The sequence below is a fragment of the Candidatus Halobonum tyrrellensis G22 genome (genome assembly GCF_000495475.1).
Lineage (GTDB): Archaea > Halobacteriota > Halobacteria > Halobacteriales > Haloferacaceae > Halobonum > Halobonum tyrrellense.
In genome coordinates this window covers 1-25,328 of record NZ_ASGZ01000017.1, presented here as the reverse complement: position 1 = coordinate 25,328, position 25,328 = coordinate 1, and the positions used below count along the sequence as shown (strand labels likewise).

Here is a 25,328-nt window from a genome sequence, read left to right as displayed (position 1 = left end):
CCGCGGCGCGCCGAGCGGCGCGGCCGGCGACGGAGGTGTCAGTTTCTCCAGTCGAAATTGGGGATCACTCCTCGTGGGGACTTCCTGCAAGGATCTCGAACGATCGCCCGACTGCGCCGGGTTCGTGGAGTGTGAGAATCCAATCTTAGTGAGTTAAGACGGGATATTGGGGATTGAAGTGGGCGGCCTCCGACCGGACGTGCGTGAGCGAACCGGACACCGACCGCGTGGCGGTCAGGGTCAGCCTGCCCGCCTACCAGAAGGCCGAGTGGGTCGCCGAGGCGGAGGCGATGGGAATGTCCCAGGCGGAGTTCGTCCGGACGATGGTCCAGGCGGGCCGCCACGAGATGGGACTCGACGAGAGCGACGAGGAGACCGACCCCGCGGAGACCCGTTCCGACCCCACTTCCCCCGGGGGTGACGGCCTCGAAGACCGGGTCCACGGGATCCTCCGCCGCGAGGGGCCGCTGTCGTGGGACGCGCTCCTCCGGGCCGTCGCCGACGACTTCGAGGACCGACTCGACGACACCGTAGCCGAGTTACAGGCGTCGGGCCGGGTCCGCTACAGCGGCCGCGAAGGGGGGTACGTCGCGGCCGATGAGTGACGCCGACGCGGCCGGTTCCGACGGGCCGGACTCCCCCGAGGACCCGGTGGGCTACTTCGTCCAGGACATGGAGTTTCACGGCAAGAGTCCGCGGACCCGCCGGGAGTACCGCCGGGTGCTCGACCGGTTCGCGTCGTTCCTCCGAACCGACGCCCCCGGCGGGCAGGTCGCCCCGGGCGACGCCTCCCACCGCGACTGCATGGCGTTCGTCCACTCGCTCCGGGGCGACCCCGCAATCGGCGACTCGACGGTGGCGGCGTACGCCTCCTACCTCCACCGCTTTTACGCGTACATGACCCAGGTCGGCGCGTTCGACGCCAACCCGATGACGCTCGTGATGGAGGAACTCGACGAACGGATCGACCCCGACCCGACCCGCCGGGAGATATCCGTCGCGCGCATGGCCGCGTTCGTCGCCGGAATCACCCACCCGCTGGAGCGAGCGCTGGTGGTCACGCTGCTCAAGACGGGGATGCGGGTGGGCGAACTCTGCAACCTCGACCTGCGCGACCTCGCGCTGTCGCGGGCGGTGGCGGCGTACGACTTGGGCGGGCGCGCGCAACTCGACGGCCGGCCCGACTCGCTGTACGTCCCGCCGGAGCCGTCGATGGGCGAGCGGTACAACGGCGAGGAGCGGACCGCCTCGAACAAGCGCAAGCGCGCGACGGTGATCCCGGTCGACGACGAACTCGAACGCGTCCTGCTGCGGTGGCTGGCCGTCCGCCCGGACGCCGTCTCGCCCGCCGACCCGCTGTTCGTCGGCACCGCCTCGGGGTGGGGCGAGCGACTCACCCCCGCGCAGGTCCAGCGGGTCGTCCGCGAACGCGCCCGCGAGGCCGGCTGGCACGAGACCGGCGCGGGCGCCGCCGAGAACGTCACGCCCCACTACTTCCGTCACTTCTTCACCACCCACCTCCGCGACCGGACCGGCGAGCGCGGCGTCGTGAAGTACCTCCGGGGCGACGTCGCCGACGACATCATCGACACCTACACCCACAACTGGGGCGACAACGTCCGCGAGACGTACGAGGAGAGCGTCTACCGACTGCTGGAGTGACGGGCGGACGGGCCGCCGGCCCGCGTGCCGGGACGGGGCCGCCACCTCTTCGGGCGCGGGGACCGAACCCCCCCCGTGACGCGAACGGCGCTGATCACCGGCTGTTCGAGCGGTATCGGACGGGCGACCGCGCGGGCGTTCCTCGACGCCGGGTGGCGGGTCCACGCAACCGCGCGCGACCCCGACGAGGTCCCGGACGCGGCGGCCGCGACCGTGTCGAAACTCGACGTGACCGACGACGGCGACGTCGACCGCGTCGTCGACCGAACACTCGAGGAGGCGGGCCGGATCGACTGTCTGGTCAACAACGCGGGCTACGGCCAGTTCGGCCCGCTCGAGGACGTGCCGACCGAGGCGGTCCGCGACCAGTTCGACGTCAACGTGTTCGGTCCCCACCGGCTGGCGCGGGCGGTCCTCCCCCACATGCGCGAACGGGGGACGGGAACCGTCGTCAACGTCGGCAGCGTCGACGACCGCCTCCCGCTGGCGGGCATCGGGGCGTACGCTGGCTCCAAGTTCGCGCTCGCGGGGATGAGCGCCGCGCTCCGCCAGGAGGTCGCCGGCCACGGCGTCGACGTGGTGGTGGTCGAACCCGGACTCGTCGCGACCGACTTCTACGACCGCGCGCTGGCCGACCTCCCGTCGACGGACCGCTCGGCGGCGTACGACGACGTCTACCGGGTGCTCGACCGGATCGGGGTGTTCGCGGACGACGTGCCCGGGGTCGCGGACCCCGCGGCGGTCGCGAGCGTGATCGTGGAAGCGGCGACCGCCGACGCGCCCGACCCCCGGTACCAAGCCGGACCGCTCGGGACGCCGGGGGTGCTCGCCGCGGAACTCCTCCCGCGGGCGTGGCGCGACCGGGCGGTGCGCGCCGGGGTCGCACTCGCCGCGAGCGGCCCCGTCCGGCGTGCGGCCCAGTGGGCCGACGACTGGCGGTGACACCACACGGCCCCCGCCGGCGCGTCCGGGTCCCCCGTTCACGGCGAGACGTGTCGGTATGAAGATACGAATGCCGGCTGGGGTTCGATCGACCGCCAACGTGTAAATCTTATTTCGCTATATCGAATGCGAGGGGCCGCATCTCCGAACCGACCGGACCCACTAACTTCCCCCGGACGAAAGCGGTCGTATGACGCGCGTCGCGCTGATCGCCCACGACGAGGAGAAGCCCGAGATGATCGACCTCGCGCGGGCGTACGAGGACCTGCTGTCGACGTTCGAACTCGTCGGCACCGGCACCACGGGCAAGCGAGTGATCGAGGAGACGGGCTTGACCGTCGAGCGGAAGCAGTCGGGTCCGCTGGGGGGTGACCTGATGATCGGCGCGGAGGTGGCCGAGGACCGACTCGACGGGGTCGTGTTCTTACGCGACCCGCTGGCCGCGCAGGCGCACGAGCCCGACATCTCCGCGCTGTTGCGGATCTGCGACGTCCACGACACGCCGCTCGCGACCACCCGGTCGTCGGCGGAGTTCCTCCTCGACGGTCTCGCTCGGGCCGAGGAGTGAGCGGCCGACGGGCCGACTGCCGACCGCACCCGGGCCGGTGACTCGTCGGGGTCCGGCCGTCGTTCACCTTCCCGTCGCGGGTGTGTGCGGTGACCCGGAGCGGGGAGCCGATCGCGTCGTGTTCCGGCGTGAGCGACTGGCTCGTGGCCGCGAGCGCCGCCGCCCTCCTCGGCGGCGTCGCCGGCGCGGGAGCGGCGCTCGCCGCGTTCGGCGGACGGCCGGTGGTTGGCGGCGTCCGGTCGGCGGTGGACGGCAGGTGACCCTCCGCCGTCAGCCGACCCAGAGTTCGCCGAACGAGTCGAAGAAATCGTCGCCGGAGTTCACGAGCGCGTGCTCGGCGCGCAGGCGGCGACACCGCTCCTCGACCGCCGAGAGGTGCGCGTCGAGTCGTTCGCGGTACGACGCCGCGCGCGCGCCGCCGAAGTAGGTGCGGAGCGTCTCGGTCGTCTCGGGGTCGCGGAACAGCGTGTCGCCGGTCGGGTCGGGACGGAGTTCCCGCGGCGAGAGCACGGTACCGACGACGATGCCGCTCCGCCCGACGCCCACGAGGCCAGTCTCGATAGCGTCGGGGTCGGCGAGACAGTCGCTCAACACCACCACGAGCGACCGGCTCCGGACGTCGGCGCCGTAGCCGTCGAGCGCGCCCGCGAAGTCGCCCTCGCCGCTCGGCTCGCGGTCGTTCAGCCGGTCGACGAGCGCGAGGAGTTCCCCCCGGTTCGACCGCCCGGCGTCGAGTCGCTCCACGCGGTCGGTGAACACCGAGACGCGGAAGTCGTTGTTCTCCTCGGCGGTGAGGTAGGCGAACCCCAACCCGAGTTTGGCGGCGTACTCGAACTTGTTCGCCTCCCCGTCGCCGTACCCCATCGACCCGCTGGCGTCGACGAGCACGTGGACCGTGAGACTGCGCTCGGTCTCGAACTGCTTGATGAAGTACTCGCCCGTCCGCGCGTACAGCTTCCAGTCGATCAGCCGGGTGTCGTCGCCGCGGACGTACCGGCGGTAGTCGCTGAACGTCAGCCCCTCGCCGACGCTCTTCGAGCGCTGGTCGCCCTGCGAGACCGACGAGCTCTGTCGCTTCATCGCCGAGCGGAACCGGCCGAGTTCGTCGAGGAACGCGGGGTCGATCACGGCTCACTCGCCCGCGGCCGACAGCGCCGCGATGGCGTCGTCGGGGGTGGTTCCCTCGCGTTCGGCGCGGAAGTCGACGAGGATCCGGTGACGGAGCACCGGCGGTGCCAGCGCCTCGACGTCCTCCCAGCTCACGTGCGAGCGGCCGCGGAGGAACGCCCGCGCCTTCCCCGCGAGCACGAGCGCCATGCTCGCGCGCGGACTCGCGCCGTACTCGATGTCCGGGGAGTCGCGCGTCGCGCGGACCAGCCCGATCGCCCGGTCGCGGATGTCGTCGGCGATGGGGACCTCCCGGACGAGCGACTGCATCGCCAGCAACTGCTCGCGCGAGACCACCCGCTCGACCGCCGGCACGGCCGTCCCCTCGGTGTAGAGGTCGACGATCCGCCGCTCGTCGTCGTAGCTGGGGTAGTCGAGCACGATCTTCAGGAGGAAGCGGTCGGTCTGCGCCTCCGGCAGCGGGTACGTCCCCTCCTGGTCGATCGGGTTCTGCGTCGCCAGCACGAAAAACGGGTCCGGCAGGGCGTGGGTCTCGCCCGCGGCGGTCACCTGCTTCTCCTGCATCGCCTCCAGTAGCGCGGCCTGCGTCTTCGGCGTCGCGCGGTTGATCTCGTCTGCGAGCACGACGTTCGCGAAGACGGGTCCCCGCTCGAAGACGAACTCGCGGCTGCCGCCCGACTCGCGGATGATCTCCGTGCCCGTGATGTCGGAGGGCATCAGGTCGGGCGTGTTCTGGATCCGCGAGAAGTCGAGGTCGATCGCCTCCGAGAGCGCGCGGATCATCGACGTCTTCCCCAGCCCCGGGTTGCTCTCCAGTAGCGCGTTGCCGTCACACAGCAGGCAGACGAGCAACTGTTCGAGCACCGCCTCCTGGCCGACGATCCGCTTTCCCACCTCCTCGCGGACGCGGCCGAGTCGCTCCTGGAGCCGTTCGATATCGCCGTCGGCGTGTGGGTCGCGTGGGTCGTCGCTCATCGGGTTCGGGTTCGGTGTGGGTCGGTCGTCGCCGTCGGGAGCACGGCGAGTGACGGTGTCACTGGTCGGTCCCGTTGGCGAGTTGTCGGGTGTAGTCGCGGATCAGTTCGGCGTCCTCGATACGTTCGGCGGCGGCGAAGCCGGCCCGCTGGCCCTCCACGTCGCCGCTCGGCAGGCCGCCGGAGTCGTACGCGGAGGCGGAGCCGCCGGGCGGGGCGTCGCCCTCACCGGCGCCGCCGAGTTCCGCCTCCAGTTCGTCGTCGCCCGCCGAGACGTTCTCGGCGTCGCCGAGGAGTTCGTCGCCGTCGCGCAGCCCCTCGTAGTCGGGCGCCTCGTCGGTTCCGGGCGCCGCCGGGTCGGCCCCGCCGAGCGAGAGGTCGACCACCGCCGCCTGGATGCCCGCGACGCTCACCACGACGACGACGAACAGCGTCACCGACAGCCGCCGGAGGTCGACGAGGCCGACGCTCGACGTCTCGCGGAGGCGGGCGAGCACGTCGCGGTAGAGCGCGCGCGCCATCCGCGAGTCGCGGCCGTCGTCGACCGCGTCGCGGGCGGTCCGGAGCATCTCGCGGACCTCGGGGTTCGCGGCCTCGAACTGCTCGACGACCGGCCGGCGCGCCCGCAGCGCCACCTCGGTACAGCCCGCGACGACCCCGGCGGCGACACCCGCGAGAATCGGGAGCGGCAGCCGGGTCGGCGCGCCCGGAACCGGCACCGCGCCGGTCGCCCACGCGGGGTCGAACAGCCGAACCGCGAGGGTGACGAGCAGCGCCACGAGCGCGGCGTCGACGGCGCCGTAGACGGCCGCCACCTTGTACGCCTCGCGTCGTATCTCCCGGAGCGCCCCCGCGACGTCCTCGGCGGGCGCCGCGTCCGCGTCCGTGTTCGTGTTCGTGTCGCCGCCGGCCGGCTCGTCCCGGTCGCGCGCGGCCGGCGACTCCGGCTCCCCGCTCATCAGGGACACTCCGGCGGGCGCTCGCCCTCGATGGCGTTACAGACGCTCCGGAGGTCCGAACGAACGTCGTCGACCGTCGCCTCCAGTTCGTCCACGCGGGTTTCGAGCTGTTCGACCCGCCGCTCCTGCTGATCGACCGTCTCGGCGAGTTCGTCGCGCTCCGCCTCCAAGGCGTCGACCCGGTCGGTCAGGGTGTCGACGCGCGTCTCCAACTCGTCCACCTCGTCGGTGGCCGCCTCCAGGTCCTCCCTGGCGGTCTCCAGTTCGGCCTCGGCCTCCGACAGCTCCGCCCTGGTCGTGTCGAGCCGCGACTGCGTCTCCGCGAGTTCGTTGATCGTCTCGCTGAGCTGTCGCTCCGTGTTCTCCAGCCGGTCGGACACCTGCCCGACGTCGCCCTCGGCGTCCTCGAGGGTGGCGTTGAGCTCCTGCGCGCGCGAGCGGGCCGCCGAGAGCTCCTCGCGGGCGCCCTCGAGGTCGGTCTCCAGCTCCGCGTTCCGCTCGCGGAGTTGCTCGTTCTGGCGTTCGAGCTGGTCCGCCGAGTGCTGGTAGAACAGCGACGCTCCGGCGGTCCCCGCGACCGAGAGGACCAGGAGGGCGGCGAGCGCGAGGTTGATGGACCGACCGAGGTAGCTCATTGGGTGGTACTCCGTGTCTGCATGGGTCAGGGAAGCCCGCCGTCGTTGGAGGCGCGTCCGGTGTAGACGCTGATTCTGCGCGCACACACTTCAAACAGGTAGACGAGCAGTCCCGCGAGCAGGAACGCCCAGTCCCACGTCCGCTCGACGTCGCGCACCCGCGTCGACTGCTCGCGGGCGAAGGCGGCTATCTCCGCGGCCTGCCCCGTATCGAACGTCTCCCCGCCGGTCGCGCGCACCAGGTCGGTCAGCGCCGGCGCGCGGCCGAACGCGGCGTACTCCGCGGGGTAGTTGGCGGCGTACGTCGCGCCGAACACCGAGGCGTACCCCGCCTCCGTCGGCGTCACCGTCGCGCGGTAGGTGTCCTCGCCGACCTGTCGGAGCGAGACGTTCTCGGCCGCCGGCGGCTCCGACCCCCGGTAGGTGACGGTCGTCGGCTCGCCGACGCGGGTGTCGGCCGCCTCCGCCACGCCCGTCGCCTTCCGCTCGGGGTCGCCGATGACGTAGTTGGTCGACTTCGTCAACAGCAGCGAGTCGGGCGGACTCAGCAGGCCGTCGAGCGTCCCCGACTCGTCGTAGGCGGTGATGGTGGCGACCCGGCCCAGCCCGTAGCGCCACGAGGCGACCGCGGGCCGGCCCTCGCCCGAGGCGACGAGGAACTCCGCGCCGGTCCGCACCGACACGTCGTTGGTCAGCGGCGGGTCGGACGTGAGTTCGACGCCCGCGGTGACGAACGAGTTCTCGTCGACGACGGTCAGCCCCTCGCCCTCGTACTGCCGGGAGGAGCCGCCGAACAGCAGTCGGAGCCGGTCGGTGTCGGTCGCGCGGAAGTAGCTCCCGCCCGACGCCTCCGCGATCCGGCGGAGCGTCTCCTCGTTGGGGTTGCCGGTGCCGACGGCGACGACGCGGATACCGCGCTGACCCAGCCGCTGGGCCGCCGCGGTCGCCGGCCCGACCGGCCCGCGGCCGTCGCTGACGAGGATGATCGACCCGCGCTCGTCGCCGAGCATCTCCTCTGCACCCAGCAGGCCCGCGGCGATGTCGGTGCCGCCGCCCGACCGGAGCCGGCGGATCCGGTCGGCCACCGTCCCGCGGTTCTCCGACAGCGGCGCCAGCTCCGCCACCGCGTAGGCGTCGTGGTTAAAGCCGACGACGCCGACCGCGTTGTCGTCGCCCAACTGGTCGAGCGCGTCGAGCGACACCGCCTTCTGGACGCGCATGCCCGTCTCGGCGCTGCCCGACACGTCGATGGCGAGCACGAGGTTGGTGCTGCCGCCGACGCTCTCGCCCACCGTCACCGGGAGCATCGAGGCGACCGACGACGACTCGTAGTTGCCGTGCTCGAACGAGTTGGGACCGCCCACGGTGAGCAGTCCGCCGCCGTCGATGACGAACTCCTGGAGCGCGTCGATGTCCCCCAGGTCGTCGGCGGCGACGTCCTGGACGACGACCGCGTAGTAGTCGGAGTCGCTCAGGTTCGCGGGCACCGACTCGGCGCGTTCCACCTCGTAGAGGTCCTCGAGGTAGCGGCCGAACGGGTAGTCGCGCCGCGAGACGTACAGCACGCGCGGCCGATCGACCACGCGGACGGTCCTGTGGAAGGCGTCGTTGTCGCCGAACGCGTCGTCCGACTCGACGCGGGCGGTGACGCGGTGGCTCCCCGTCTCGGCGAACGCGTGGGAGAACTCGACGCGACCGCTCCCCTCCGAGAGCGACCGGTCGACGACCGTCTCGCCGTCCACCTCGACCACCAGCCGCGCGTCGCCCGACAGCGCCACCCCGTCGACCCGCGCGAGGAAGGCGTTGTCGACGCCCGCGCTCGTCTTCGAGGGCCCGGAGAGGGTGACGTACCGCTCGGTCCGCGTCGGCTCCAGGCCGACCGACGCGACCGTCGCGTTCAGCGAGGCCGCGAGTTCGCCCGCGTCCGCGAGGCTCCGCCCGTCGGTGACCCGGCCGTCGCTCACCACCACGACGGTGCCGTTCTCGCGGAGGTTGGCCGCGACGCCGTCGCCGAGCGGCGACCGCGCCCCCTGCGCGATGGTCGCGCGGGTGACGGGGACGCCCTCCGCCTCGACCCGTTCGGCCAGCCCGTCGGCCGCGTCCGGAAGCACCGCCATGCTGTCGGAGTCGTCGACGAGCATCGTCACGCTCGGGTCGCCCGTCGTCTCCATCCGTTGGGCGGTGTACGGGCCGGCGGCGGCGACCACGAGACAGCAGACGACGACCACCCGCGACACCGCGAGCAGTCGGCGGCTCCGGCGCCCGGCGGTCCCGTCGGCGTTACGGTAGACGACCGCCCAGACCGCGAGCAGGCCCAGCGGGAGCGCGAGCAGGAGGAGCGGTCTCGAGAGTCCGACCGTCACGCCGTCGACGACGACCGACCGGGGGCCGGCGAGACCGCCCAGCCCTCCCAGCCCGTCGAAGCCGCCGAACTGCGGGAGCGGGAGTCGGCGGAGGGCGGACGCGAGCGCCGCGGCCGGCGACGAAAGCGGGGGCGCCGGCATCAGAGGTCACCCCGCCGGCGGAGCAGCCCGAGTTCGACCACCGAGACGCCGAGCGCCGCGAGCGCCACCCACTCGGTCAGCGGGTCCGGCACCCGCCGCTCCTCCTCGCGGGCGGCGACGCCGCCGTCGCCGCGCGATTCGAGCGGGTCGGCGGCGACGGCCGACTCCGACTCGCTCGACAGCGACGCGGCGTACCACCGGTCGTCGACGGCGTACGCGCCCGCCTCGTCCATCGGGACGGCCGCTGCGGTCACCTCGCCGGCGGGCGTCCGCACGGTCCGCGGCGCGTCGAACCGGAGCGTCTCGCCCGTCGGCCGGTTGAGTTCCTCGAACGTCGCCCGGTCCGCGAGGTAGAACACCGCCCGCTTCCAGAAGACGGGGTACTGGTAGTTGTACGCGAACGACGACTCCTCGAGGTAGCCGTAGTAGAGGACGCGCCCGCCGTCCCGTTCGGCGGTCGCGACCAGCGGCGACCCGTCGACCAGGCCGACGAGCGTCCGCGTCCCCTCGGTCGGCCGGGCGGTGAGGTAGCGCTCGGGCGGCGGGAAGTTGATGTCGCGGGTGAGTTCGTCGCTCGCGACCGAGCCGACCGACGCCGAGTCGGCCGGGTCGCCAACCTCCACGGGGAGGAGTTCGGGGTAGCGGTTCGGCATCGACTCCTGCGCTCGGACGACGACGCCGCCGCCGCGTTCGAGCGCCGCCAGACCGTCTTGGACGTTGCCGCGGAGCAGCCGCCCCTGTTCGATGCCGCTGTACACCACCACGTCGTACGCGCCGTCGACGCTCGCGGGCGGCGACTCGACCGTCAGGTCGACCGCGGGCACCACCGACAGCGCCGTCGAGAGGTAGCGGCTCCGGTCGTTCGTGAGCAGGAGCACATCGACGGTCGCCTCGGCGGGGGCCGCAAGCGCGACGGCGTCGTCCGTGGGGAACGAGTCGCCCGGCGTCAACTCGGCGGTGCCGCCGCCCGCGGGGACGGCGAACGTCGCGGTGGTCACGTCGCCGCTGCCGAGCGTCAGCGTCCGGCGCTGGTCACCGAGTGCGAGCGTCCGCTCCACGCCGCGCTCGCCGTAGTTCTTCACGGTCAGCGTCACCTCGTCGCCCGCGAACCGCCGGTCGACGATGCCGACGTTGTCGGCGCCGCCGCCCGCGAACTGCCGGAGGTCGACCAGCAGGCCGCGCGCGCGGGCGGACTCGACGGCGGTCTCCCAGCCGCCGTCGTCGGCGAAGTCGCTGAACACGACGACCCGGGCGTTCTCGCCCGCGATGGCGGCGGCCTGCGCGATGCCGTCGCGGAGGTCGCCCGCGGCGTCGGTGACGGCCAGTCCGTCGAGCGTCCGGCGGGCCTGTTCGGGCGTGCCGTCGCGGAGCGTCACCTCCCCGGCGCGGCCGACGAACACGACCGACGTCGAGGAGGTGGGCGCGTCGCTCGCGGCTGCGAGTGCGCGCGAAAACCGGGTGGTGCCCCCCTCCTGGGTCGCCATGCTCGCGCTCCCGTCGACGACGACGACGGTCTCCTCGACTGTCGACGCCTCCGACACCGGCACGTACGGCGTCGCGAGCGACACCGCGAGCAGCGCCAGCACCGCGAGTTGGAGGAGCAACAGGAGGTTCCGGCTCAGCCGCTCGAACAGCGGGCTGGCGGCGTCCTCGCCGCGCTCCTCGCGTAAGAACCGCATCGTCGGCAGGTCGAGTTCGCGGGGGTCCGGCCGGACCAGGTACAGCAGGACGACCGGCACGAGCGACAGGAGCGCGAGGAGGCCGACCGGGGAGAGGAGGACGCCGTCGAGACCGAGGACCATTGTACCTCCCACACCGCGGCGGGGTTTGTGCCTTGCGCCGTCGCGTGCGGGGAACACCGCACGCCGCACACCCGGCGCGCACCGTCGCTCGCGGCCGCTCACCCGCCACTCATCCGCGGCTCAGTCGCCGCTTGCCCGCCGCTCGCCCTCAGTCGACCTCTTTGACCACCGTCGCGGGGTTGCCCGCGACCACGACGCCCGAGGGGACGTCGCGGGTGACGACCGACCCCGACCCGACCACCGCCTCGTCGCCGATCGTCACGCCGGGGTTGACGACCGCGCGGCCGCCGATCCACACGTCGTCGCCGACGGTCACCGGCTCCGCGTACTCCGGTCCCGCCGCACGTTCGTCGGCGTCGAGCGGGTGGGTGGCGGTGTAGACGTGGACGCCCGGCGCGAACTGACAGCGGTCGCCCACCTGGACCCGGCCGGCGTCGAGGACGACGCAGTCGAAGTTGGCGTAGAAGTCGTCGCCGACGTGGAGGTTCGAGCCGTAGTCGCAGCGGAACGACGGCTCGACCAGCGGGTCGTCCCCGAGCGACCCGAACAGGTCGGAGAGCAGTTCGCGCCGTCGGTCGCGTTCGTCCACCGTCGTCGCGTTGTACTCGCGGATCAGCCGTCGCGCGCGTTCGCGCGCCGCGACGAGTTCGGGGTCCGTCGGGTCGTACGACTCGCCCGCGAGCATCCGCTCCCGTTCCGACCGGTCTGACATGCTCGTCGGGTCGTCGGTGACGGCCCAAATAGTCGCCGGGTCGCACCGACTGGAGCCCGCGGACCGGCGTGAACGCTACTCGGGCCGCGCGTCGATGTGGTGGACCGCCTCCGGCGAGAGCAGGCGGCCGGTCGGCAGTTCGACCCAGCCGTTCGGGCGGACGCTGACCGCGCCCTCGTGGAGCACCGTCTCGCTCGCCACGTCGGCGTAGACGACGGCGTGGTCGTACTCGTCGACGAGCAACGGTTCGAGCGCGTCCCAGACGGAGGGGCCGATGGACACACCCGGGCGTCGGCGCGGCGGCCGGAAAAACCCCGGTCGCGACCCCGCGACGGTCACCGGAGTCAGGCGTCGGCGGGTTCGACCAGCGAGGGGTCGTCGTTTGCGGGCGAGTTGACCCGCGTCGAGACGGGGTACGCGCGGAACGCGTCGTCGGCGTACGGGTCGCGGAGCGCCTCCGCGCCCAACTCGCCGGAGAGCCAGTCGCTCTCCGCGTCCGGGCGGAGCACCACCGCCATCCGGTGGTGGAGCGGCGAGACGACCGCGTTCGGCTCCGTGGTGAGTACGGTGAACGACTCGACGGCCTCGGTGTCGCCCGCCTCGCCGCCGGCGCCGAACTCGCCGAGACCGGACTGGCGGGCGGGCGGCGTCCACCGCTCGTACAGCCCCGCCATGGCGAACGGGCGGTCGTCGTCGAACGCGACGCGGTAGGGCCGCTTGTCGTCGCCCGCGGTCCCGTCCGGCCGGCTCTCGCTCCACTCGTAGAAGCCGTCCGCGGGGACGAGACACCGGCGCGACTCGTAGGCGTCGGCGAACGACCGCTTGTCGGCGACCGTCTCGACGCGGGCGTTGACGAGGTCCATCGGCTCGTCGGCCCACGAGGGGGTGAGTCCCCAGGTCATCCGGCGCATCCGGTCGGGGTCGTCGCCGGCGACGACCGGGAGGTCCTGCCCGGGCGCGCAGTTGTAGCGCGGTTCGTAGTCGGCCGGCGCGTCGGCACCGAAGCGCTCCTCGAGCGCGCTCTCCGGGGTGAACAGCGAGTATCGGCCGCACATACCGCACCCTCGGGCCGGGACGCGCATAACCCTACCGCGGCCCCGATGACTCCCCTACGGCCCGGCGGGACTCCCCCGACCCGGCGGCGGTCCACTCGGCCCGGCGGTCCCGCACGACCCCGCACAGTCCCCCTCGGCCCGGCACGCCCGCGCGGCCCACCGGTGTACCGGCCCGCCGGTCTGCGGGTGTGCGACCGAACGCTTAACTCGGGGACGCGCCGAGGGAGGACGAACGCGGCCGGCCCGTCGGGCGGTCGGGCGGGCGGTCGCCGGGGAGACACCAAGTGCACATTCGGAACAGCTTCATCCCGGTACGGGGCGTCGGCGAACGGACCGAGCGGCGGATGTGGGCGAACGGCATCGGCGAGTGGGAGGAGTTCCGCCAGGAGCGCGCGCCGGGCGTCGGCGCCACCACCGCCGGGCGCATCGAGTCGTTCATCGACGAGGCGACCGAACGCCTCGACGACCGCGACGCCGCCTACTTCGACGACGCGTTCCCGAGCGGCGAGCGCTGGCGGCTGTACGAGGACTTCCGCGAGGGGGCGTGCTTCTTCGACATCGAGACCACGGGCCTCTCACAGGAGCGCGACCGGGTGACCACCGTCTCCTTCCACCGCGACGGGGAGACGGAGACGCTGGTCCGCGGGCGGGACCTCACCGCCGAGGCGGTGGCCGAGCAGTTCGACGCCGCCGACATGCTCGTGACGTTCAACGGCGCCCGCTTCGACGTGCCGTTCCTCGAGACGGCCCTCGGTCTCGACGTGAGCACCCCCCACCTCGACCTGATCTACCCCTGCCGCCGACTCGACCTCACGGGCGGGCTGAAACCCATCGAGCGGGAGGTGGGCGTCGCCCGCGACGGGCCGGACATCTCCGGGCGCGACGCGGTCCGGCTCTGGCACGAGTACGAGGCGGGCGACGAGTCGGCGCTCGACACGCTGGTGTCGTACAACCGCGACGACGCCGCCAACCTCCGGACGCTCGCCGACGAGGTGGCTCGACGGCTCCACCGCGAGACGTTCCCGGCCGGGCGGGCGGGGGACGTCGAGATGGGCGGGGCGTAGCCCGCGCGCCGCGTCCGGCCCCGCCACGGTCGAGCGACGACCCGACGTTGGAATCAGTCCTGATACCCTCGGAGCAACACCTTTCTACCCAGATCGGCCTCCCACGAACATGGACGAGTCATCCGAGCGGGGGAGCGACTCCGCGGAGCGGGGAGCCGACACGGCTGACCGCCGAACCGACGGCGGCGTCGCCGTCGACGGCGCGAGCGACGGCCCGGACCGGATCGAGAGCGCGAGCCGGGGCGGCCTCGACCCCGCGCCGGACGCGGCCGACGAGACCGAGCGGCTCCGCTACGAGCGCGACTTCTGGCGCGGGCTGTTCGAGCAGGTGCTCGAGGACCACCCCGACGCCGGGTGGGTCATCGACAGCGCCGACCGGATCGCCTACTGCAACGAGGGGATCACCGAGATAAACGACCAGAGCCGCTCGGAGATGGTGGGCCGCGACGTCGGCGAGGTGCTGGCGGCGCAGGGCGCCGAGGGGATGGAGACGTTCGCCCAGACCGTCATGCGGGCGGGCGAGTCGCGCAGCGAGTCGGAGCCCCGGTGTGTCCCCTCACCCAACGGCGACATCTGGCTCCGCTCGACGGGCGTGCCGCTCCGCAACCCCGAAGGCGAGATCGTCGCCGGCTTCGAGACCACGGCGGACGTGACGGGACTGGTCGAACAGCGCGAGGCGATCGCCGACGCCCAGCGGCAGATGTCCGAGGAGGTGGCCGACACCACGACCCAAGCGGCCGAGGCGTCCCGACTGATCGGCGACGCGATCGACGAGGCGGGCGACCTGGCGTCGACGCAGGCGGAGAACATGGAGGAGGTGTCGAGCGAGGTGTCGTCGCTGTCGGCGACCGTCGAGGAGATCGCGGCGTCGGCCGAGGAGATCAACCGGCGGTCGGAGGCGGCGCGGGAGCTGGCGACCGAGAGCACGGAGGCGGGCGAGCGCGCGGTCGACCGGATGGAGCGGGTCGCCGACAGCGGCGACGACGCCGCAGAACAGACGCGCGAACTCGCCGAGCAGATCTCACAGGTCGACGAGATGGTGGAGATCATCAACGAGATAGCCGACCGGACGAACATCCTCGCGCTCAACGCCAACATCGAGGCGGCGCGGGCGGGCGAGGCCGGCGAGGGGTTCGCCGTCGTCGCGAACGAGGTGAAGTCGCTCGCGACGCAAGTAGGCAACGAGTCCGACCGGATCGAGGAGGTCATCCACGAGACCCGCGAGGACGCGAGCGAGACGGTCGAGAGCATCGAGGCGGTGACCGACGAGATCCGGACGAGCGCGGACGCCGTCCGCGAGGTGGTCGACAACCAAGGGGAGATCGTCGAGTCGGTGAGCGAGACGTCCGCGGGGATGGAGGACATCGCGGAGGCGACCGACGACCAGGCCGCCCGGACCGAGGAGGTGTCGAGCATGGTCGACAGCGCCGCCGACCGGTCGCAGCAGGTCGCCGGGGAGATCGAAACGGCCGTCGCGGCCAACAGCGAGCAGGCCGAGTTGGTCGACGAGATAGCCGCGGCGATCGAACGGCTCGAATCGACGGTCGGCCGGATCGGCGCCGACGGCGTGGGCGGCGCGGACGGCGACCACCGGTAGGGCGCCGGCGGTCCCCCGACGGAAGCGACGGGGACGACCGCGGGGCCGACAGCCCGACAGGGCGGACGGGCGGTGTGCAGGCGTCATTCTTTTGCCGGCGGGCCGTACGCGTAGGGTAATGACCGACGACGCCGAGGCCGGGGGCGCGGACGACGCCGAAGGGACCGAGCGGTCGGCCGACGCGGAGGAGCCGGGACCCGATACGGTCCCCGAAGTCGAGTTGGGGCTCTACCAGGTGTCGGTCCGGGTGAAGGGACGCGCCGACGACGACCTGACGACGGTCGAGGAGACGGCGGTCAGACTGGTCGACCACCTCGTCGAACGCGCGGAGACGCTGGAGGAGGCGCCCGACGACCGCGGCCTCGGCTGAGTCGGGTCGGGGTGCGAACGCGCGGGCGTCGGGGCTACAGTACGTCGCCGACCCGCCGGGGTTCGCCCGACAGCGAGGGGTCCTCCTCGACGATCTGTAACACCTCGTGGTCGGTCACGTCCACGTACGACTTCCCGGTGGCGTCCTCGATCAGGTCCTTCTCCAGGCGGAACTCGGTGCCTTGGTACTCCACGTCTACGCCGGTCTCGTCGAACGCGAGTGCGGTCATACGAGGCAGTAGTCGGCCGAGCGTGAAAAGCGCGCAGTTCCGACCCGGCGGACCGAAAGGCGCTTTCCGGACGCTCGTGAAGGGAGGCGTATGATATCGGTCGCGCTCGCGGGCAAGCCGAACGCGGGCAAATCTACCTTCTACAAGGCGGCGACGATGGCGGACGTGGACGTGGGCAACTACCCGTTCACCACCATCGACCCCAACCGGGGAGTCACCCACGTCCGGACCGACTGCCCGTGTCTCGACCGCGACGAGCGGTGTGACGACGAGAACTGCCGGGCGGGCAAGCGGTACGTCCCGGTGGAACTCCTCGACGTGGCGGGGCTCGTCCCCGGCGCCCACGAGGGGCGGGGGCTGGGCAACCAGTTCCTCGACGCGCTGACGAACGCGGACGTGATCCTCCAGGTGGTCGACGCCGCGGGCGCGACCAACGCCGAGGGGGAACCGGTCGAGGTGGGCGAGTACGACCCCGTCGAGGAGGCCGACTTCGTCGAAGAGGAGATGGACCAGTGGCTCGCGGGCATCGTCGACCGCAACTGGGAGTCGGTCGAGCGCAAGTCGCGCTCGCCCGACTTCGACATCGACGAGGCGCTCGCGGACCTCCTGACGGGGTTCGGCGCGAGCGAGTACGAGGTGACCGCCAGCCTCAGAGAACTGGAGTACCCCGACGACCCGATGGCGTGGACCGACGAGACCCGCGAGGCGCTCGCGCGCGACGTACGCGCGCGGACGAAACCCATCGTGCTCGTGGCGAACAAGGCCGACATCGCGCCCGAGGGGAACGTCGAGCGCCTCCGCGAGACGGACAAGCCCGTCGTGCCGGCGACCGCGGACGGCGAACTCGCGCTCAGGAAGGCGGCGGAGGCGGGCGTCGTCGACTACGACCCCGGCGACCCCGACTTCCGGATCACGGGCGACGTGAGCCAGGCGCAACAGCAGGGGTTGGAGACGGTCCGCGAGGTGATGGAGCAATTCGGCGGCACGGGCGTGCAGGCGTCGCTGAACGAGGCGGTGTACGGCCTGCTCGGGATGATAACCGCGTTCCCGGTCGAAAACGAGACCCGGTGGACCGACGCCAAGGGCAACGTCCTCCCCGACGCGTTCCTCCTCCCCGACGGGAGCGGGCCGCGCGACCTGGCGTACGCGGTCCACTCCGACATCGGCGACGGCTACCTCCACGCGGTCGACGCCCGCGCGGACCGTCGGATCGGCGAGGACCGGGAGCTGGAGGAGGGCGACGTGGTCAAGGTCGTCAGCACCGCGAACTGAGCGGACGGAGGCGGTTCCCACCCGGTGGGAGAGAGCGGCCCCGTTGAAGCCCGTCGAAGGTGTACTGTCCCGTATGCCCACGGACACGTACGGCCAGTGGATCGGGACGCCGATGGACGACGCCGACGTCGACGCCGTCTTGGAGTCGAGCGGGTGGGGAGTGGTCTCGCTCGCCGACGGCGACGAGCCGTACAGCCTCCCCCTCTCGTTCGGCTACGACGGCGAGAACGTCTACCTCGCGTTCATCCGGACCGGGTCGAGCAACCGGAAGTTCGAGTTCGCCGCCGAGGGGAAGCCCGCGCGCCTGCTCGTGACCGACGTGAGCGGGCGGTTCGACTGGGAGTCCGTCGCGGTCACCGGCACCCTCCGGGCGGTCGACCGGGACGGCGAGGAGTGGGAGACGCTGATCGAGACGCTCGACGACAACGCGTGGTTCACCGCGGGGTTCGAACGCGCCGCGGGCTACGAGGAGCTTCGAGGGTGGCGGCTCGAACCCGACGAGGTGCGCGGCCTCCAGGTCCGGCCCGACGAGGGGTGAGCGGGGCGACCCGACCCGCCTCGGGCCGCGTCCGAGCGCGTCGGCGGTCGGGGAGCCGACGCCGCGAACGGCGCCGACCTCACGGTCCGTCGTCGCGCCGCGGTTCGGCGGCGAGCGCCTCGGCCAACCGGTCCACCTCGGTCTCGGTGTTGAACGCGTGGACCGACGCCCGGACCGCCGCGGGGTCGGGGACGTCCCGGAGCATCAGCCCGCGGTCGCGGAGGCGCTCGACGGTCGCCTCGGGGTCCGCGACGTCGACCGGCACCAGTCCCGACTCCGGCTCCGAGGGACCGAGCACGCGGTCGTCGGGGAGCGCGTCGACCAGTCGTGCCGCGAGCGTCTCGATACGGTCGCGAACGGTCGTCATTCCCACTCCCTCCAGGAGGTCGAGCGACTCGCGGAGGCCGACGAACGGTCCGATCGAGGCGGTGCCGCGCTCGAACCGGCGGGCGCCCGCGGCGAGTTCGTACGGGTCGGCGGCGGGGTCCGCGACGCTCCGGTAGGTGACCTGTGCGGGGTGGAGGCGGTCGGCGGCGTCGGGGGCGACGTGGAGGATGCCGGTACCCCACGGGCCGAGCAGCCACTTGTGGCCGGAGGCGGCCACGGCGTCGGCGCCCCACGCCCCGAAGTCGACGGGTCCCTGCCCGGGCGACTGGACCGCGTCCACGAGCGCGAACGCGCCGGCGTCGTGGGCGATGTCCACCATCTCGGCGACCGGGAGGCGGGTGCCGTAGGTCCACGACAGCGACGAGAACAGCGCGAGGTCCGCGCCCTCGACGGCGGCGGCGAACGCGTCGGTGTCGACCCGACCGCGGTCGGTGTCGACGACGCGGACCTCGACGCCGTGCCGGCGTTCGAGGCGGGCGAGCGGGAGCGTGCCCGCGGGGTGTTCGAGGTCGGTGGTGACCGCGACGTCGCCGGCTCCGAGTTCGAGCGCCGCGACGACCGCGCTCACGCCGTCGGCGGTGCTCTCGGTCAACGCGAGGTCGTCGGCGTCGACCCCGAGGTGGGCGGCGACCCGTTCGCGGCAGGCGTCGTACTCGTCGAAGCTCACGGGGTAGGGGTCGGTCTCCGCGAGGAGGTCGACGTTCTGCTCGCGCTCCCACGCCGCGGCGGCGTCGAGCGTGCGGTCGGGCGCGGGACCGGTCGCGCCCGTGTTGAAGTACGCCACCTCGTCCGTGACCGGGATGGCCTCCCGGAGGTCCGCGGGCGTCGTCACGGTCACGTCACCGCACCGCCTCGGCGGCCTCGGCCATGATATCGAGCGCCTCGCGGAGGTCGTCCTCGCCGGTGGCGTACGAGATGCGGGCGTAGCCCGCGCCGTTCGCGCCGAACGCGTCGCCGGGGACGACCACGACGCCGCGGTCGATACACGCGTCGACGAACCCCTCGGGCACCTCCGGCATCGCGTAGAAGGCGCCCTGCGGGGTGGGGCAGTCGAGACCGGCGTCCGCCAACCCCTCTAAGACGATGTCGCGCCGGCGCTCGAACGAGTCGCGCATCTCGCCGACCACGTCCTGCGGGCCGGACAGCGCGGCCTCGGCGGCGTACTGGGCGGGCGCCGAGGCGCACGCCTGCGCGTACTGGTGGACGCGGAGCATGCGCTCGATGCGGTCGGTCGCGCCCGTCACCCACCCGAGCCGCCACCCGGTCATCGAGTACGCCTTCGAGCAGGCGTTGACGACCACGACGTTCTCGCGTTCGTGTTCGAGCGGCGAGCGGTGCTCCCCCTCGAAGACGATGGTCTCGTACACCTCGTCGGAGATGCACAGCACGTCGTGTTCGCGTGCGATCCGCGCGAACGCCTCGATATCGTCGGGCGAGGCGACGGCCCCCGTGGGGTTCGACGGCGAGTTGACGACGAACGCCGCGGTGTCGTCGGTGATCCGCTCTTCGACGGCCGCGGGGTCGAGCGTGAGGTCCTCCCGGAGGGGGACCGGGACCGGTTCGCCGCCCGCGAGTTTCGTGAGCGCGTCGTACGAGACGAACCCCGGGTCGGGGACCAGCACCTCCTCGCCCGCGTCGACGTGCGCTTCGAGCGCGACGTGGAGCGCCTCGCTCCCGCCCGCGGTGGCGATGACGTCGTCGGGGTCGACCGTCACACCCTGGTCTCGGTCGTGTTTGGCCGCGATCGCCTCCCGGAGGGGGCGCGTCCCCTTGTTCGAGGTGTACGCGTCGGCCTCGCCGCTCTGGATGGCGTCGACGGCCGCCTCCCGGGCGTGCGCCGGCGTCGGGAAGTCGGGCTGGCCGAGTCCGAGGTTGATCGCGTCGTCGCCGGCCATCTCGAACACCTCGCGGATGCCGCTGATGGAGACCCGCTCGACCCGCTCGGAGAAGTCGGTCATGTGCTCGTGCGATCCGGCGGCACGGACCCCGATAGGCGTTTCCACTCCCGGCCGGGACGGTCCCGCGGTGGCGGACGACCGCCCGCGCGTCGGGGTCGGTGCCGGCGTCGGCCGCGCGGCCGCCGCTCACTCCTCGGTGTCGGCGTCCCCCGTGTTCTCGTACTCCGCGCGGAGGTCGTCGATGTCCGACGTGAGCCGCGAGAGCGCGTCGTCGGCGTCCATGTACCCCTGCGAGTACTCCGAGAGCACCGTCTCGGCGTCGTCGAGGAAGTTCTCGACCGCCTCGTCCTGCGCGGTCGGGTCGGGTTCGTCGGCCGTCCGGTCGGGGTCGTCGCTCACGCCGGGGGGTTCGACGGCCAGTCACGTGGGTGTTGCGTCCGCGGAGCCGACCGCGAGCGGGAGCGACCGACGGGTACGGCGGCCGCGCGGTCAAGAGTAGAGGGGACGGACGAGTGGCGTTCGGGCCGCCCGCGCGGTCGGTTCGCCGGGCGGCGTCCCGCCGGGGACACGCCGAACGATCATGGTTCTTCCGCATTAAATACTAATTACGATAACTAGCCCGGAAGTATATTATTCACTTATCGAGCGGATGGAGTTGTGGACCGAGATATCGTATCTTTCAGCGAGGAAGGCGACGTGCTGATTATCGACCTCGACGGCTGGGACGGCGACCCGGAGCAGATCCAGGGTGCCGAACAGGAGTTTCTCGACATGGTCGCCACCGCGGAGTACCGCGGGGTCGTCACGGATCTGGGGGAGGTCTCCCTCGGGAAGGAGACGCAAGAGCACATCAAGCGCGGGTGGACGGAACTGATCGAGGAGGCGGGTCTCGACCGGTTCGCGTACGTCTCGGTCGGCCTCGGCGCGATGGCGACGAACGCGAACATCCAGACCGACTCGTCGGTCACCCGGAAGGCGTTCAACGACCGCACCGAGGCGGTCGAGTGGGTCCGGTCGTCGTGACGGTCACCGCCGCGTGACCGGACCGGAGTTTCTCACGGGACAGCAGACGAACGCGACGTACCCGCCCGTTCGGGTACACGACTCACAAGACGACCCATGGCCGACACCACAGAGACGACCCAGACGAACCGCGACCCGACCCGCTCCATCGAGACGCCGGCGTTCCGCCCGGTCCCGTTCGGGGACCGCGGTTCGACGCTGCTCGACTCGCTCGACCCGGAGGAGGCGGCCGCCCACCGCCGGGCGGTCGAGTCGGTCGAACTCCCCGACTCGCTCGCGACGCTCGTCGACGACACCGACGTGCTCAGCGACCGCCCGATGTTCACGTGGAAGTGGATCTACCGGATCTTCGGCGAACAGCTGACGCTGTCGGCCGTACCGGACGACCGGCGCGCGACCGCACAGGAGACGAAGTTCCTCGCGGGCGTGTACATCACGCTGCTCGACGACCTCGCGGAACAGCGGGGCGACGCCGCGACGTTCTGGCACCTCGCGTCGGTCGCGTACCCGGGGTGGAACCCCGACTCCGACCCCGACCGTGACGACATCGACGCGGCGTACGCCCGGAGCGCGATGCGGGTCTGGCGCGCGCTCGAAGAGCGACTCGAGACCGCGCCCAACTACGACCGCCTCCGCGACCCGTACCTGTTCGACCTCCGGTCGTGTTTTCAGGCGATGGACTTCGCCCGCGTCGCCAACGGGTCGTACGGGCTGATGAACCCGCGGGAGATCTGGCAGTACGAGACGGCCGCCATCGGCATCCTCGGTACGGTCGGCGCGGACCTGCTGTACGTCCCGTCGATGAGCGCGAGCACCTACCGGACGGTGAGGCCGGTCCTCCTCGAAGCCCAGTACCTCTGGCGGCTGGGTAACTGGCTGATCACGTGGCGCCGGGAGGCCCACGAGGGCGACCACACCGCGGTGCTGTTCGCGGAGGCGCTCCGGCAGGGCGTCGTCGGCGAGACCGACCTCGAACGACTCGACGGCGAACACCCGGCGGTCGCCGACCGCGTCGTCCGCGCCATCGACGAGTCGGACCTGGAGGCGACGCTCGCCGCCGAGTGGGAGCGCCGCTACGAGCGGTTCGAGACGCGGCTCGACGCCGTCGACGCCGTCGATATCGACCACCTCCACGCGGACATGGGGTGGCTGATGCGGAGCCACCTCGCCACCGAGGGCGAGCGCTGACGCGCCCGCCGAACCGATGCCCGCCGATCCAACGCCCGCCACCCCCTCCGCACCCGTCGCGCACGACGGGCCGCCAGTTGGTCGCCGAGCGGCGTCCCTCCTCGTCCCCGCTCCGTCGTCCCCGCGCCGCGCGTCGGAGGGACTAAGCGCGCGAGCCGACCACTGGGGAGCGTGACGGTCACGCTGCGGTTCGCGGACGGAGCGGTCGTCGTCGACCCGGGTGCCGACGGCGACCCGGACGGCGGAGCGGACGCGCTCGCGGACCTGGATCTCCCGGGGGTGTCCGAGGACGCCCGGACGGGCACGCGGCGCGCGCCCGCGGGCCGCTACCGCGAGGTGCGCGAGGCGCTCGACGCGCACGGCGTCGCGGTGGACGACCGGGTCCGGCCGACCGAGACGCTCGACCTGACGCTCCGGTACGACCTCCGCGACTACCAGCGGGCGGCGCTCGACGCGTGGCGGGCGGCCGGCGACCGGGGCGTCGTGGAACTGCCGACCGGGAGCGGCAAGACCGTACTCGCGCTCGCGGCGGTAGCGGAACTCGGCGTGCCGACGCTCGTGGTCGTGCCGACGGTCGACCTCTTAGAGCAGTGGCGGCGGGAACTCGACTCGGAGTTCGGCGTCCCCGTGGGCCAGTTCGGCGGCGGCGAGCAGCGCTCGGAACGTCTGACCGTGGCGACGTACGACTCGGCGTACCTCCGCGCGGAGGACGTCGGCGACGAGTTCGGCCTGCTGGTGTTCGACGAGGTCCACCACCTCGGCGGCGAGGGCTACCGCGACGCCGCGCGGCTGTTCGCCGCGCCCGCCCGCCTCGGGCTGACCGCGACGTTCGAACGGCCCGACGGCGCCCACGAGACGATCGCCGAGTTGGTCGGGCCGGTGGTGTACGAGCGGACCGCCGACGACTTGGCGGGCGACCACCTCGCCGAGTACGAGGTGCGGCGGGTGGAAGTGGAGTTGAGCGACGCGGAGCGCGAGCGCTACGAGGCGGCGCAGGGCACGTTCGTCGACTACGTCCGCGAGGCGGGCATCACGTTCGAGTCGGGGGCGGACTACCAGCAGTTGGTGAAACGCTCCGGCACCGACCCGCGGGCGCGGGAGGCGCTGTTGGCCAAACAGCGCGCGCGGGAGGTGATGATGAACGCCGACGCGAAAGTCGAGGAACTCGCGGGTGTGCTCGAACGCCACCGCGGCGAGCGGGTCATCGTGTTCACCGCCCACACCGACCTGGTGTACCGCCTCTCCGAGCGCTTTCTCATCCCCGCCATCACCAACGAGACGGGCGCCGAGGAGCGCCGCGAGATACTCCGGAAGTTCCGGTCGGGGGAGTACAGCCGCGTCGTCTCGGCGAACGTCCTCGACGAGGGCGTCGACGTGCCCGACGCGAGCGTCGGCGTCGTCATCTCCGGCAGCGGCTCCGAACGCGAGTTCACCCAGCGACTGGGTCGGCTGCTCCGGCCGGGGAGCGACGGCGACAAGCGCGCGCTCCTCTACGAACTCGTGACCAGCGAGACGGCCGAGGAGCGCGTCGCCGACCGGCGGCGCTGACTCACTCCCGACATCTTACACGATCGTTCGGTCGACGAGGTAGCCGATACCAGCCGTCTCAGCCCACGAGGACGCACGTTCCCTATCCGTATCGATAAACGGGACGCGCGTCTTATACGTTCGAAAAGAGGACTCGTGGTTGAGTAAATATGCCTTGGCAAGAGTTCGTCATCCTCTGTGGGAGCCTGATCGCCAACGCCGCGCTGGTGCCGACTATCCGCGACCCGGCCGCCAACGTGCCGTTCCGGACCAGCGCGATGACCGCGAGCATCCTCGTCGTCCAGACCGCGATGTTCCTCTCGTTGGGACTGTTGACGACCGCGGCCGGTACCGCCGTCGGGACGGCCTGCTGGGGGCTGATCCTGTTCGTCCGGTCGGACTGGCGGTTCGGGGCGGGGAGCGCACGCGACGAGGCGGCCGACGCCGGCCGGGCGTGAGCCGGACCCCGCCGGGTCCGCGGCTCACTCAATTCTGACGGCGATGGAGCCGTTCCGCGCGAACTCCTCGTAGGCGAGGTCGGTCGGGAGCGTCACCTCGACCCGGTCGCTGGAGTCGACGGTCACCTCCTCGCGGACCGTGGTCTCGGCGTCGCCCGCCTCCACCTCGGCGACGACGGTGCCCGACCGCTCCTCGCCGGTCCGGTTCTCGACGACGACCCGGACGCCCACCGTGCCGTCGTCGGCCTCCCGTTCCGAGAAGTCGGCGACGACGAGGTCGCCGTCGGCCGGCGGCTCGACCGACCGCGGCGGGGTGCGCGGACCCGAGGGGGTCCGCACGTCCGAACAGCCCGCGCCGACGGCCAGCCCGCCCGCCGCGAGGAGTCGGGCGAGCCGCGCCAGCAGTCCCCGACGGTGCATACCCGCCCGTCCGCCGCCCCGGGCATGAGCCTTGTCCATTCGGAGCGCGACCGCCGGCGCGCCCGGGTCGGGTTCCGTCCGGTCTCGCCGCCGTCGTTCGCGGACGCCGACCGGGACCGGGGCTGGGACCGGGAGCGCTTTTGCGTCCGGCCCCCCACTCCCCGGCGTGCTCAGGAAGGACCTCCTGCGCGTCTCGCGGCGGGGCGGCGGCTACCGCCCGCGGTTCGTCGCGGGCGACGACGACGCCCGGCGGCTCGCGGCGCGGACGCTCGGCGTCTACCAGGGCCACGTCGGCGAGCGGCGCGGCGACCTCGACGACGCGCTGGAGCGACTCGAACGCGAGGCGGACGACTACAAGCTCGTCCGCGGGTTCGCCGCCCTCCTCGACCGCGAGGCGGCGTTCGACACCGACGCCC

Annotated in this window: 29 protein-coding genes; 15 read left to right on the top strand and 14 right to left on the bottom strand. The window is 72.4% G+C overall.

Features of this window, described 5'->3' with window-relative positions:
• Window positions 1-203 precede the first annotated feature (203 nt).
• From K933_RS05470 to K933_RS19195, 5 genes are all read left to right on the top strand, one after another.
• A complete protein-coding gene (locus K933_RS05470; protein ID WP_023393695.1) occupies window positions 204-605 on the top strand; it encodes a DUF5805 domain-containing protein in 402 nt (133 codons plus the stop codon).
• Entirely contained in the window at window positions 598-1,662 is a 1,065-nt protein-coding gene (locus K933_RS05465; protein WP_023393694.1) for a tyrosine-type recombinase/integrase, read from the top strand. Before K933_RS05470 ends, K933_RS05465 begins: the two co-directional genes overlap by 8 nt.
• Before the next feature lie 75 nt (window positions 1,663-1,737).
• A complete protein-coding gene (locus tag K933_RS05460; RefSeq protein ID WP_023393693.1) occupies window positions 1,738-2,604 on the top strand; it encodes an SDR family oxidoreductase in 867 nt (288 codons plus the stop codon).
• A 190-nt stretch (window positions 2,605-2,794) separates the two neighbouring features.
• A complete protein-coding gene (locus tag K933_RS05455) occupies window positions 2,795-3,172 on the top strand; it encodes a methylglyoxal synthase (RefSeq protein ID WP_023393692.1) in 378 nt (125 codons plus the stop codon).
• A 128-nt stretch (window positions 3,173-3,300) separates the two neighbouring features.
• The gene (locus tag K933_RS19195; protein WP_268744621.1) at window positions 3,301-3,432 is read left to right on the top strand and encodes a hypothetical protein; all 132 of its coding nucleotides are present in this window, start codon (window positions 3,301-3,303) and stop codon (window positions 3,430-3,432) included.
• A 10-nt stretch (window positions 3,433-3,442) separates the two neighbouring features.
• Here the strand turns inward: K933_RS19195 and K933_RS05450 are convergent, their stop codons facing one another.
• From K933_RS05450 to K933_RS05410, 9 genes are all read right to left on the bottom strand, one after another.
• A complete protein-coding gene (locus K933_RS05450; protein WP_023393691.1) occupies window positions 3,443-4,300 on the bottom strand; it encodes a DUF58 domain-containing protein in 858 nt (285 codons plus the stop codon).
• A 3-nt stretch (window positions 4,301-4,303) separates the two neighbouring features.
• The gene (locus K933_RS05445; RefSeq protein WP_023393690.1) at window positions 4,304-5,275 is read right to left on the bottom strand and encodes an AAA family ATPase; all 972 of its coding nucleotides are present in this window, start codon (window positions 5,273-5,275) and stop codon (window positions 4,304-4,306) included.
• Window positions 5,276-5,333: 58 nt separating this feature from the next.
• Entirely contained in the window at window positions 5,334-6,233 is a 900-nt protein-coding gene (locus K933_RS18280; protein WP_023393689.1) for a DUF7502 family protein, read from the bottom strand.
• Window positions 6,233-6,868 (bottom strand): chromosome partition protein, encoded by a 636-nt coding sequence (locus K933_RS05435; RefSeq protein ID WP_023393688.1) that lies wholly within the window; start codon window positions 6,866-6,868, stop codon window positions 6,233-6,235. The genes K933_RS18280 and K933_RS05435 overlap by 1 nt, the downstream gene beginning before the upstream one ends.
• 26 nt (window positions 6,869-6,894) lie before the next feature.
• Window positions 6,895-9,372 (bottom strand): VWA domain-containing protein, encoded by a 2,478-nt coding sequence (locus K933_RS05430; RefSeq protein WP_023393687.1) that lies wholly within the window; start codon window positions 9,370-9,372, stop codon window positions 6,895-6,897.
• Window positions 9,372-11,174, bottom strand: coding sequence for a DUF7408 domain-containing protein (locus K933_RS05425; protein WP_023393686.1), 1,803 nt, complete (start codon window positions 11,172-11,174; stop codon window positions 9,372-9,374). The genes K933_RS05430 and K933_RS05425 overlap by 1 nt, the downstream gene beginning before the upstream one ends.
• Window positions 11,175-11,322: 148 nt before the next feature.
• On the bottom strand, window positions 11,323-11,886 hold the full coding sequence (locus tag K933_RS05420) for a sugar O-acetyltransferase (protein WP_023393685.1): 564 nt from the start codon (window positions 11,884-11,886) through the stop codon (window positions 11,323-11,325).
• Window positions 11,887-11,961: 75 nt separating this feature from the next.
• Complete coding sequence (locus K933_RS05415) at window positions 11,962-12,162, bottom strand: hypothetical protein (protein WP_200862294.1); 201 nt, start codon at window positions 12,160-12,162, stop codon at window positions 11,962-11,964.
• A 68-nt stretch (window positions 12,163-12,230) separates the two neighbouring features.
• Window positions 12,231-12,941, bottom strand: coding sequence for an SOS response-associated peptidase (locus tag K933_RS05410; protein WP_023393683.1), 711 nt, complete (start codon window positions 12,939-12,941; stop codon window positions 12,231-12,233).
• A gap of 284 nt (window positions 12,942-13,225) precedes the next feature.
• Here K933_RS05410 and K933_RS05405 point away from each other — a divergent pair, with 284 nt between their 5' ends.
• The 3 genes from K933_RS05405 to K933_RS05395 all read left to right on the top strand — a co-directional run bounded on the left by K933_RS05405 (window position 13,226) and on the right by K933_RS05395 (window position 15,972).
• Window positions 13,226-14,005, top strand: a complete 780-nt coding sequence (locus K933_RS05405; protein ID WP_023393682.1) for a ribonuclease H-like domain-containing protein — start codon at window positions 13,226-13,228, stop codon at window positions 14,003-14,005.
• A 109-nt stretch (window positions 14,006-14,114) separates the two neighbouring features.
• On the top strand, window positions 14,115-15,602 hold the full coding sequence (locus tag K933_RS05400) for a methyl-accepting chemotaxis protein (protein WP_023393681.1): 1,488 nt from the start codon (window positions 14,115-14,117) through the stop codon (window positions 15,600-15,602).
• Between the two features lie 118 nt (window positions 15,603-15,720).
• Complete coding sequence (locus K933_RS05395; RefSeq protein WP_023393680.1) at window positions 15,721-15,972, top strand: hypothetical protein; 252 nt, start codon at window positions 15,721-15,723, stop codon at window positions 15,970-15,972.
• A gap of 34 nt (window positions 15,973-16,006) precedes the next feature.
• On the opposite strand, the gene K933_RS05390 is transcribed toward K933_RS05395, so the two are convergent.
• The gene (locus K933_RS05390; protein ID WP_023393679.1) at window positions 16,007-16,201 is read right to left on the bottom strand and encodes a DUF5800 family protein; all 195 of its coding nucleotides are present in this window, start codon (window positions 16,199-16,201) and stop codon (window positions 16,007-16,009) included.
• Window positions 16,202-16,291: 90 nt separating this feature from the next.
• On the opposite strand from K933_RS05390, the gene K933_RS05385 reads away from it, so the two are divergent.
• Both K933_RS05385 and K933_RS05380 read left to right on the top strand, forming a co-directional pair.
• On the top strand, window positions 16,292-17,473 hold the full coding sequence (locus K933_RS05385) for a redox-regulated ATPase YchF (RefSeq protein ID WP_023393678.1): 1,182 nt from the start codon (window positions 16,292-16,294) through the stop codon (window positions 17,471-17,473).
• A gap of 73 nt (window positions 17,474-17,546) precedes the next feature.
• Window positions 17,547-18,011, top strand: coding sequence for a pyridoxamine 5'-phosphate oxidase family protein (locus K933_RS05380; protein WP_023393677.1), 465 nt, complete (start codon window positions 17,547-17,549; stop codon window positions 18,009-18,011).
• A 79-nt stretch (window positions 18,012-18,090) separates the two neighbouring features.
• Here K933_RS05380 and K933_RS05375 read toward each other — a convergent pair whose 3' ends face one another.
• The 3 genes from K933_RS05375 to K933_RS05365 all read right to left on the bottom strand — a co-directional run bounded on the left by K933_RS05375 (window position 18,091) and on the right by K933_RS05365 (window position 20,695).
• Window positions 18,091-19,230: an aminotransferase class V-fold PLP-dependent enzyme gene (locus tag K933_RS05375; RefSeq protein ID WP_235063427.1), complete on the bottom strand. Its 1,140-nt coding sequence runs from the start codon at window positions 19,228-19,230 to the stop codon at window positions 18,091-18,093.
• A gap of 7 nt (window positions 19,231-19,237) precedes the next feature.
• Window positions 19,238-20,356: a pyridoxal phosphate-dependent aminotransferase gene (locus K933_RS05370; RefSeq protein ID WP_023393675.1), complete on the bottom strand. Its 1,119-nt coding sequence runs from the start codon at window positions 20,354-20,356 to the stop codon at window positions 19,238-19,240.
• Window positions 20,357-20,482: 126 nt separating this feature from the next.
• Window positions 20,483-20,695, bottom strand: a complete 213-nt coding sequence (locus tag K933_RS05365) for a hypothetical protein (protein WP_023393674.1) — start codon at window positions 20,693-20,695, stop codon at window positions 20,483-20,485.
• 258 nt (window positions 20,696-20,953) lie between these two features.
• On the opposite strand from K933_RS05365, the gene K933_RS05360 reads away from it, so the two are divergent.
• The 4 genes from K933_RS05360 to K933_RS05345 all read left to right on the top strand — a co-directional run bounded on the left by K933_RS05360 (window position 20,954) and on the right by K933_RS05345 (window position 24,492).
• Entirely contained in the window at window positions 20,954-21,319 is a 366-nt protein-coding gene (locus K933_RS05360; RefSeq protein ID WP_023393673.1) for a hypothetical protein, read from the top strand.
• Between the two features lie 96 nt (window positions 21,320-21,415).
• Window positions 21,416-22,507 (top strand): hypothetical protein, encoded by a 1,092-nt coding sequence (locus K933_RS05355; RefSeq protein WP_023393672.1) that lies wholly within the window; start codon window positions 21,416-21,418, stop codon window positions 22,505-22,507.
• A 171-nt stretch (window positions 22,508-22,678) separates the two neighbouring features.
• Window positions 22,679-24,055 carry a DEAD/DEAH box helicase gene (locus K933_RS05350; protein ID WP_023393671.1) on the top strand — a complete coding sequence of 459 codons (1,377 nt, stop codon included), beginning with the start codon at window positions 22,679-22,681 and terminating at the stop codon, window positions 24,053-24,055.
• 149 nt (window positions 24,056-24,204) lie between these two features.
• Window positions 24,205-24,492: a hypothetical protein gene (locus tag K933_RS05345; RefSeq protein ID WP_049947633.1), complete on the top strand. Its 288-nt coding sequence runs from the start codon at window positions 24,205-24,207 to the stop codon at window positions 24,490-24,492.
• 24 nt (window positions 24,493-24,516) lie between these two features.
• Here the strand turns inward: K933_RS05345 and K933_RS05340 are convergent, their stop codons facing one another.
• Window positions 24,517-24,912, bottom strand: a complete 396-nt coding sequence (locus K933_RS05340; RefSeq protein WP_023393669.1) for a hypothetical protein — start codon at window positions 24,910-24,912, stop codon at window positions 24,517-24,519.
• 166 nt (window positions 24,913-25,078) lie between these two features.
• On the opposite strand from K933_RS05340, the gene K933_RS05335 reads away from it, so the two are divergent.
• The coding region (locus tag K933_RS05335) for a DUF790 family protein (protein WP_023393668.1) at window positions 25,079-25,328 on the top strand (250 nt) is incomplete at its 3' end.